Below are 8,621 nucleotides of genomic sequence, written 5' to 3' on the forward strand. Positions count from 1 at the left end.
GGATCGACGAACGCGGCGGGGGCGGCGATGCTGGTTGCGACGACGGGCAATGTGAAGGTGGACACGGTCAGCGCGGTGGGCGACGTGAACGTGACCGCAGCGCAGTCGATCGGCGGCAAGGCGGCGGCGCGCTACGCGCAGGTGGAGAGCACGGCGGGCAGCGTGACGTTGAACGCGGGCACGGACATCAGCGGTGACCTCACGCGGGCGGCGCAGAACGTGCAGGCGACGGCGGCGCGCGACCTGGACGCGACGACGACGACTGCGTTCAACGGCACGCTGACAGCGCGCGCGACCACCGGGTCGATGACGCTGGGCACGGCGAACGCCGAGACGGCGCTGACGCTGACCGGGGGCACCGGGATCACGGCGGGCACGCTGAGCACCGACGCGGGCATGATCAACGCGACGGCGAGCACCGGCGATCTGTCGCTGGGATCGACGAACGCGGCGGGGGCGGCGACGCTGGTCGCGACGACGGGCAATGTGAAGGTGGACACGGTCAGCGCGGTGGGCGACGTGAACGTGACCGCAGCGCAGTCGATCGGCGGCAAGGCGGCGGCGCGCTACGCGCGGGTGGAGAGCACGGCGGGTAGCGTGACGTTGAACGCGGGCACGGACATCAGCGGTGACCTCACGCGGGCGCAGGACGGCCTCACGCTTGGTGCAGCCAACAGCATCGATGTGACGACGGTGGCGAGTGTCGCCGGCAACGTGTCGGTCGAGGCTGGTGCCGGCAACGTGGTGGCGGGCACCCTGACCGCCGAGCGCAACCTCACGATCAAGGCAGGCAGCAACATCCGCGTGGGCAGTGCAGTGTCGAGTCTCGGCAATACCGCTCTGTCTGCAGCCAACGACGTCACTGCAGATCTGGTGAGCGCCGACAATGGCGATGCCACGCTCGATGCACTCAACGGCACGGTGAACGTGCGGCGGGTGCTGGGTGACGGTGTGCTGCTTTATGCGAAGACCGAGGTCGACGGCGCCAATCTCGAGGTGGGTCGACGACTGGTACTGCTGAGTGATCGGGTGACAGCGACCGTCAATCATCTGCTGCGGCCTGGTCGCGGTGCGTTATCGGTGTCGCTTGTAGGGCGCAATCGGCCGATCATGAATACGGTGGATCTCACACTGAACAGTCCGCTGGGCGTCTCCTTCGATCGGTTCTTGACGCGGGACGCGCGGATCACGATTCCGACCGGATTCCTCGAGTTGCAAGAGGGCTACGTCGGCAACCGCATGCTGCTGAATACTCCGTCCATCAGCCTGCTGATGGACAACAGCAGTTCGGTAGTGCAGCGGCCGTACGACGCCCAGTTGTTCGCCCCGACGGGGGCGTTCAGCATGCGCGTGGAGCAGAATCTCTCTCGTGTTTTGGGCGCCTACATCATTCATCGCGACCCGGCTACCCATCCTGTCGTCAGTGATCCCACAGGCTACGACTCCAGCGTGCTGGAAACCGGAGCCAAGGAAGGGGTCAAGACAAGCCGGGTGATCGTCGACGCCGCAACCACGGCTCAGCGGCCTTCGGGCGTTATTCAGCGCGCGGTCGGCGAGCTGGTACAGGTTCCAGAGAACGCCGTGCAACTCGAGCCAGCAACGCCAGTCGATTCGACGACGGAGTGAAGGCCGCCGGGATGTACGGCAGGTCGGCATATGGTGTTCGGGGTGCGGCCTGCAACCGTTCGCGAGGCGATCCGACTAAAGATTGATCTACTACTAGCCATTCTGGTGTTCTCGCATGCGAAGTCGCTCTTGCCACCTCCCGGTTGCTTCCGTTCTCGTCTTGACCACGATATGCCCGGCGCTCGCGCAGGTGGGGCTGCCGCCCGCGCTGGACCCGGGGGTGCTTCAGCAACGCGAAATCGAGCGTGAGCGGCGGCAGCGCGAAGAGGAGCTGCGCCAGGAGCGGAACGAGCGGCCGGTTGCACCTCAGCCGCAGGAGGCCCCGAGGAAGGCGCCCGTAGGGGAAGATCTCGCGTTCTTCGTACGTGAGATCCGTTTCGACCCGCCTTCGGCGATCCTCAAGCCAGAGGAACTGGAGCAGTTGGCGGCCGGGTATCGGGGGCGGTCACTGCGTCTGGCCGACCTGCGCGAACTGGTCGCGCGTATCAACGCCCTGTACCGCGAACGGAACATCGCCACCGCGCAGGCGACCCTGCCTGCGCAGGACGTGACGGATGGGGTGGTAGTGATCCGGCTGGTTGAGGCGCGGCTGGGGCAGCTGCAGTTGCGTGGCAACGCGACCACCAACGACGACTACATCAGCAACCGGATCGGCCTGAAGGCGGCGGACGTGGTGGACCTCGGGCGGCTGGAGCGCGATCTTGTGCTGTTCAACCGCACCAACGACGCGCAACTGCGTGCCGAATTGCAGCCCGGGACGGACTTCGGGCGGACGGATATCGTCATCACAGTGGTCGAGCCCAGGCAGAACCAGCTGCGCACGACCTTCGACAACACCGGATCGAGCGGTACGGGCGAGTATCGGCTGGGAACGAGCTACGTACGGCGCAGCCTGACCGGGCGGCGTGACGATCTCTTCGTATCCGTCGCCGGTGCCGAGGGTCATCTGGGCAAGTACATCACCTATGGTGTGCCGGTAGGATACCAAGGCACGCGAGTGACCGTGGGCTACTTCGAGGACAGCACCAGGGTCGTCAATGGTTCGCTGGCTTCGCTGCGCGTGACCGGCGAGGCGAGTGCATTCACCGGGTCGCTGCGCCACCCGTTGATATCGCGGCGTGACGTGCAAGTCGACGTCTTGCTGTCGGCAAAGAAGCGGCGTACGGTGAACTGGATCGACGGCACCGTGCTGAGCGGGTCGGACCTGGTCGGCTACTCGGGCGGGTTGGACGTGCAGGTGCCCCTGCAGGACGGGTACTGGACGGCCAACGTGGACTGGGTGGCCGGCGAGAACGTGCCGATTGCCGGGAATCCGCGCAGCTATCACCTGAGCAAGGGTACGATTCAACGCAGCGTGCGACTGAGCAACGATTTCAGTCTGTCGGCGGGGCTGTCGTGGCAGTACACGACCGATACGCTGCTTCCGTCGAGCGAGCAGATGTTGATTGGCGGAGAGGGTACGGTACGCGGCTATGCGACCGGTTTGCTTGCCGGAGATCGCGGCGTGCTGGTGAACATGCAGATGTTCTGGCCGGTGAGCCTGCCGGTGTCCTCGCCGGTTCGCACGACGGCCTTTGCGTTCGTCGACTACGGCGAGGTACAGCCGTTCCGACCGACCAACAGTCAGCGCAGTTCGGACGTGCTGTCGAGCGTGGGGACGGGACTGAACTTCTCTTGGGGCAGGAGCTTCTCGGGCCGGGTGAGCCTCGGCCTGCCGCTCAACTCGAGGCCCGAGGAACCGCGCGACTATCGCTTCCACTTCTCCCTGGCTTGGACCATGCTCTGACCGTCTGTCCTCGATCCGCGCTCGCGCGAAGCGCCGGGCGAGGGGTCACGGGCTGCAGTTCCCGACGTTATGGCGGCACGGCAAGCTTTTGCGCTGTCGGATGCCGGCAGACGGGACCGGGGTCGGTGAAGCGTCGTCCATCGGGCCAAGGCTCGACTTGCCCCCTGAAGAAGCGATGGTCCGCAGGTTTCGGGCGGCGCGTTCGTGCCGGTCTGTTTCCCGTGTTGGAGGCCCTCGCCGGCCGCGCGGGTCGCCCGGCAGCGAAGCGGCCCGCCGGGGCCCGGCAAGAGCCGGGACGCGCAGGACACTTCCGATGATGATCGATCTCTGGGGGAGTTGGGGGCCACCGCGCTGTAACCCGTCAGCGTGCCACGCCGGCTTACTTTCGGCGTGATGGCCCAGCCCGAGGCGCTGCGCGGGTTCATCGAGCGCGCTACCCCGCGGCAGCGGCTTCATCGCCCGCTTCCTGATCGCGTGGCCGCGACAGCACGCAGGGGCAACGACCCTATCGGCCAGCGCCCGAGGTGCTGCCGGCCGTCGATGCGTTCAACGCACGTGTGCGCGCCTTGCTCGACACGCCGCTCGCCATGGATGCGCAGGGTGGGCTCGCGCCGACGATGCTGGATCTCTCGCACGCGGCTCACGCATCCTGGGTGCGGGCGCATGACCGCATCGAGCGCCAGCTCGGCGGCGGCGGTGACTACGCAGCCATCCGCGATGTCGCCGCCAAGGCAGCCGAGAACATCGCGCGTCTGGCCGCACTGCTCCACGTGCTCGATCACGGCCCGGCCGGCGCGATCGACGCAGGCTGCATCGAGCGCGCCGTCCGTATCGTCGACTGGCATCTGCACGAAGCCCGCCGGCTGCTGGCCGACCTCGATGCGCCGCCCGAGCTGGCCACCGCCATTCGCTTCGATGCCTGGCTGCGCAACGAGGCCGCACGCACCGGCGACCCGCGCATCGCCTCTGGCCGGATCTACCAGTACGGCCCCGGATGCGTGCGCAACAGCAACTCCCTCAGGGCCGCGCTCGCCCTGCTGGAAGAGCGCGGCCGCGCCCGCGCGGAGCAGGAAGGCCGACACCGGTTCGCGGTGGTGAACCCGGCGTTGGTTGATCAAGTCGAAGCAGGAACCTGACCTCACTGATCATCGCTGGCAGTGGTATTGGCTCGCCGGCGAACGCCGGAAACTATCCAGGATTGACATTCCCTGACATAATGACCGCTGCCGTGACCTGAGGTCTGTGTCCCATGGGAATGAACGTCAATCTGACCCCCCAGCTGGAAGAACTCGTCCGATCCAAGGTTGCCTCCGGGCTTTACACGTCGGCGAGCGAGGTGGTTCGCGAGGCGCTACGCCTGATGGAGGAACAGGATCGACTGCGGGAGGCGAAGCTCGCGCAGTTACGCAACGACGTGCGCCAGGGGCTAGCCAGCGGGCCGAGTGAACCCTGGGATGCGGCGGCACTCAAGCGCGAGGCGCGCGCACGGCGTGCAGGCAAGACGGCGGCGGACTGAATGCCGCGGGTGATGCGCCGGCCACTCGCGCAGACCGACATCCTCGAGATCTGGGACTTCATCGCCGACGACAGTGTCGCCGCAGCCGACCGCTGGGTGGATCACCTCGACGATCAGTTCCGGCTGCTGGCAACGCAGCCGATCATGGGCCGTGCTCGCGAAGAGCTGTCGCCCGGTGTCCGCAGTTTTCCCATCGGGCGCTACAGCAGCCCCGGGGGCCTTGCTGTTCGTGCTGCTCCTGCTGTTTTCAGCCCCCCCGGCGCTCTCGCCGACACGATCAACCGCAGGAACAGCACGAACGGCAAAGGAGGGACTCGAAGCGCAGCAAATCACCATAGCGTGGCCATGACGATTCTACCGCTTGTCGTATTACGTACTCCGTAATATCATCCTCGATGTGATCCAGAGCTTTCGCTGTCGAGACACCCAGGCCTTGTTCGAGGGCAGGCATCCCAGGCGCTTCCGCGCCATCGAGACTGTCGCCACGCGGAAGCTGGTCATGCTCCATGCAGCCACCACGCTTGATTTCCTGCGCTCGCCACCGGGCAACCGGCTGGAAGTACTGCGTGCCGACAGGGCGGGGCAATGGAGTATCCGGATCAACGACCAATGGCGGCTCTGTTTCGTGTGGACCGACAGCGGTCCCGCGCAGGTGGAGATCGTCGACTACCACTGAGAGGTCTGTCCCTCATGAGCAAGCCCGTCAATCGCATGCGCCCGGTGCATCCGGGTGAGGTGCTGCGCGAGGAGTATCTGGCGCCGCTGGGGCTCAGCGTCAACGCGCTGGCCATGGCGCTCGGTGTGCCCGCTACTCGCATCCACGAGATCGTGAAGGAGCGACGCGGCGTGACCGCCGATACGGCGCAGCGGCTGGCACGCTACTTCGGCGGCGACGCCGTGTCCTGGTTGGCGATGCAGGCCGATTACGATCTCAAGACCTTGCCCAGCCGCGCCGAGATCATGCGCAAGGTCGTGCCGATGGAGACATCGCCGGCATGACCGCCAATGCCTGCGGACCGGCGCGGGCGTCCACGATCAACCGCGGGGCCGGCAGAACGGAGCAGTTCTTACTGCTCCACCTTCTCCTGCAACCACACCTTGATCAGCGACTGGTAGGGCACGTCGCGCGCGTTGGCCGCGGCCTCGATAGCATCGAGGGGGTGCCGGGTGCAGGGATTCCGGGGCCACATGGCCTCCCCTCGCGTCACAGGGGGGCTCATCCGTAATCAAGGAGGCGAGACAAACAATGACATTCACGTCACGAGCGTTTTACGGAGAGCTGCGCTCCGAATTGGCAGCCCTCATGAAGGCGAACGGGTTCAAGACTGCCAAAGAGGGGCGTCTGGGGTGGATTCGCACCACTCCGATCGGGCACACCAAGGTCTGGTTCCAGTGCGACAAATGGGGATGGGATCGGCTTTGGGGGTCCCGCTTTACGGTGGAATTCGAGTTTGAGCCCGCGCCGGAAGGCGGGTCAACGCTGAAAGCAAGGTGCGAGAGGATCGGATACCTCCTGGAAGGTTTTGAAGATCTCGATGAACTTCGAATCAAGAACAACGCAGTCATAGCTCGCCTGCCAGGTCATGTCGAAGATGCGCTGGTCACCGTAGCTCTTGCTGACGGCAGCCAGTTTACGGCGGCCGGATACGTAATCGACACAGAGAGGGCAGTATACGGACGAGACGTCTGGTTGAATTACTACTCGAAAGAGGATGCGAACGACTGGGGTCTGTTTTTTCACGTCAAGTTACCCCATTACATCGATCTATTCGAGAACGCTCGACGCAGCGAGATCGGTCTCGCACGCATGCAATACAACGAAGCATTGAAGAAGGCTCAAGCGGCCAGCGATGCCTACGCCAAGCGAAAGGTACTGGAGGCATTTCTCTCGGACCACCCCGCCCACCTTTTCAGGCCGGAGATCCAGGAGTGGCTTTGTACTGTCGATGAGTGGATTGTGCAGCAACGGACTCCGAGCACGAGTCTTCCCGCGTCGCAATAGTTGTCGACGATAACAAGTGAATGTCTGGGGGCAGTTCGTGGCGGGCCTTGAAGAGATTCGACAGCGCGGCGGACAGTGAAACGACAACTACCTGGATCCGTGATCTCCGCAATCTGGGAAGACAAAACTTGATGGGCGGCACGGTGCTGGCGCGGCGCAAGGGAACCGTCTCGCACCGGATGCTAAGGCTGGACCGGGGTGCTGCTGATGGCCTCGGTGGCGAGCATCTCGTTCGCAATCCGCTTCGACGGCTTTTCCTGGATCCACGGCTTGTCGGCCTACAACACGCTGATTTCACTGGTGTTTGGCGTGGCGCATGCGCGCCGGCGCAACATCCAGGCACACCGCATCACGATGATTTCTATTTTCGTCGGCGCCCTGGTGATCACGGGCTTGTTCACCTTGCTGCCTCAGCGGCTGCTCGGCCAGATGGTGAGGGGCGCGCTGGGCTGAGCGCTTGTTCCGAGGGCTGGCGCCTAGTGGGCCCTCCAGTCCTCGGCCCGCGTGGGGCCCGGCCCTTTCAGAGAATTCCCATGCGCCGGAAAACGCTGGCCAGCGATTCGCCGCGCAGCAAGGCGTCGCGCGTGTCGTTCCCGCCCTGCACCTTGGCTAGCGCGCGCTCGATCACCTCATGCTCGCGCGCCTGCGGGATGACCACCAAACCGTCCACATCGCCGAACACCAGGTCATCGCTGGCCACGGCCACGCTGGCGCACTCCACCGGCACGTCGCGCTGCATCATGCGGGCGCGGCCTTTGGTGTCCAGCGGGCCGATGCCGCCATGGAACATGGGAAAGCGTAGCTCGCGGATCTGGCGCACGTCGCGCACCAGGCCGTTGATGACGCAACCGGCCGCGCCGCGCGCCGTGGCGGCGGTGGACAGCAGTTCCCCCCTGGGCGCAATCCGGTCCGTGGAGCCGTTGCAGGCCAGCACCACCACGTCCCCTGGCCTCAGATCGTCAACCAGGGCGATCTCCGCCTCGTAGGGGTGCTCGCGGTCTTTCACCTCGTAGGCCGGCATGTACAGGCCCGCGCGCGCGGCCCACCAGCACCAGACTGTCGTCCAGCGGCCGTACGAAGGGCTTCATGGCCTGGTGCATCGGGACCAGCCTGTCCATCACGTCGCTCAGGATGGCCGCGCTCAAGGGCTTGAGGGCGGCAGGGTCGATCATCGGCATGGCGGGGCTCCGGAGCGTTGAGGGGCGGTAGGCGGAAGGCTTGCCTTTCATCGAAGAGGCCACCACAGTGCTGCGGGAGCGGTGTTTGCCGCGGGGCCTGCCGGGGCCCGCCAGGAAGCACTGCGGAGTGCTGCCCGGTGCAGGCGAAGGCCCGTGAGGGCCGCTGAAGACCGGCCTGTCAGCCCAGCCCCCCTGCGGCGGACAAAAGTCGCCGTTCATCGCAGGGTCATGGCCCAACCACTGTTGCTCTTGACGGTGAATTCCATGCGCGCAAAGCTTGCGCCACGCATTGCAATACAACCGAAAAAGCAAGATGACATCCCATTCGCGCATGCTTTCCGTCTTTACGGTCATGATCCTCCTGTCCATGGCGGCAATCCCCGGTGTCATGGCACAGACAAGCGATGCAGACGCACGCTTTGCCCAGCTCGATAGCGACGGCGACGGCCGGATCTCAAAGGACGAGTTCGACAAGCTACCCGTCAGGCGCGCCGATGCCTTCAAGCGCCTTGA

The 8,621-nt window shown here is 65.2% G+C and carries 11 protein-coding genes and 1 pseudogene; 10 read left to right on the forward strand and 2 right to left on the reverse strand.

All coding sequences use genetic code 11. From position 1 onward, the window contains the following. The 7 genes from ING98_08355 to ING98_08385 all read left to right on the forward strand — a co-directional run. A partial coding sequence (locus ING98_08355; protein ID MCA3101870.1) for a hypothetical protein occupies positions 1 to 1,626 on the forward strand: 1,626 nt, incomplete at its 5' end. A gap of 190 nt (positions 1,627 to 1,816) precedes the next feature. After that, on the forward strand, positions 1,817 to 3,412 hold the full coding sequence (locus ING98_08360) for a ShlB/FhaC/HecB family hemolysin secretion/activation protein (protein MCA3101871.1): 1,596 nt from the start codon (positions 1,817 to 1,819) through the stop codon (positions 3,410 to 3,412). A gap of 524 nt (positions 3,413 to 3,936) precedes the next feature. Continuing rightward, positions 3,937 to 4,548, forward strand: coding sequence for a DUF3987 domain-containing protein (locus ING98_08365; protein MCA3101872.1), 612 nt, complete (start codon positions 3,937 to 3,939; stop codon positions 4,546 to 4,548). A gap of 113 nt (positions 4,549 to 4,661) precedes the next feature. Continuing rightward, positions 4,662 to 4,928 (forward strand): type II toxin-antitoxin system ParD family antitoxin, encoded by a 267-nt coding sequence (locus ING98_08370; protein ID MCA3101873.1) that lies wholly within the window; start codon positions 4,662 to 4,664, stop codon positions 4,926 to 4,928. Continuing rightward, positions 4,929 to 5,312 carry a type II toxin-antitoxin system RelE/ParE family toxin gene (locus tag ING98_08375; GenBank protein MCA3101874.1) on the forward strand — a complete coding sequence of 128 codons (384 nt, stop codon included), beginning with the start codon at positions 4,929 to 4,931 and terminating at the stop codon, positions 5,310 to 5,312. Positions 5,313 to 5,325: 13 nt separating this feature from the next. Beyond that, positions 5,326 to 5,604, forward strand: coding sequence for a type II toxin-antitoxin system RelE/ParE family toxin (locus tag ING98_08380; protein MCA3101875.1), 279 nt, complete (start codon positions 5,326 to 5,328; stop codon positions 5,602 to 5,604). Between the two features lie 14 nt (positions 5,605 to 5,618). Then, complete coding sequence (locus ING98_08385; GenBank protein ID MCA3101876.1) at positions 5,619 to 5,927, forward strand: HigA family addiction module antidote protein; 309 nt, start codon at positions 5,619 to 5,621, stop codon at positions 5,925 to 5,927. A gap of 68 nt (positions 5,928 to 5,995) precedes the next feature. Here the strand turns inward: ING98_08385 and ING98_08390 are convergent, their stop codons facing one another. After that, positions 5,996 to 6,148, reverse strand: coding sequence for a hypothetical protein (locus ING98_08390; GenBank protein MCA3101877.1), 153 nt, complete (start codon positions 6,146 to 6,148; stop codon positions 5,996 to 5,998). A 26-nt stretch (positions 6,149 to 6,174) separates the two neighbouring features. Between ING98_08390 and ING98_08395 the strand changes: the two genes are divergently transcribed. Beyond that, positions 6,175 to 6,930: a hypothetical protein gene (locus tag ING98_08395; protein ID MCA3101878.1), complete on the forward strand. Its 756-nt coding sequence runs from the start codon at positions 6,175 to 6,177 to the stop codon at positions 6,928 to 6,930. Between the two features lie 198 nt (positions 6,931 to 7,128). Next, positions 7,129 to 7,383: a hypothetical protein gene (locus ING98_08400; GenBank protein MCA3101879.1), complete on the forward strand. Its 255-nt coding sequence runs from the start codon at positions 7,129 to 7,131 to the stop codon at positions 7,381 to 7,383. Between the two features lie 67 nt (positions 7,384 to 7,450). On the opposite strand, the pseudogene ING98_08405 reads toward ING98_08400, so the two are convergent. Continuing rightward, positions 7,451 to 8,108 (reverse strand): annotated as a pseudogene (locus ING98_08405) (RraA family protein). 313 nt (positions 8,109 to 8,421) lie between these two features. Between ING98_08405 and ING98_08410 the strand changes: the two are divergent. Continuing rightward, a partial coding sequence (locus ING98_08410) for a hypothetical protein (GenBank protein MCA3101880.1) occupies positions 8,422 to 8,621 on the forward strand: 200 nt, incomplete at its 3' end.

The sequence above is a fragment of the Rhodocyclaceae bacterium genome (assembly GCA_020248265.1).
GTDB lineage: Bacteria > Pseudomonadota > Gammaproteobacteria > Burkholderiales > CAIKXV01 > CAIKXV01.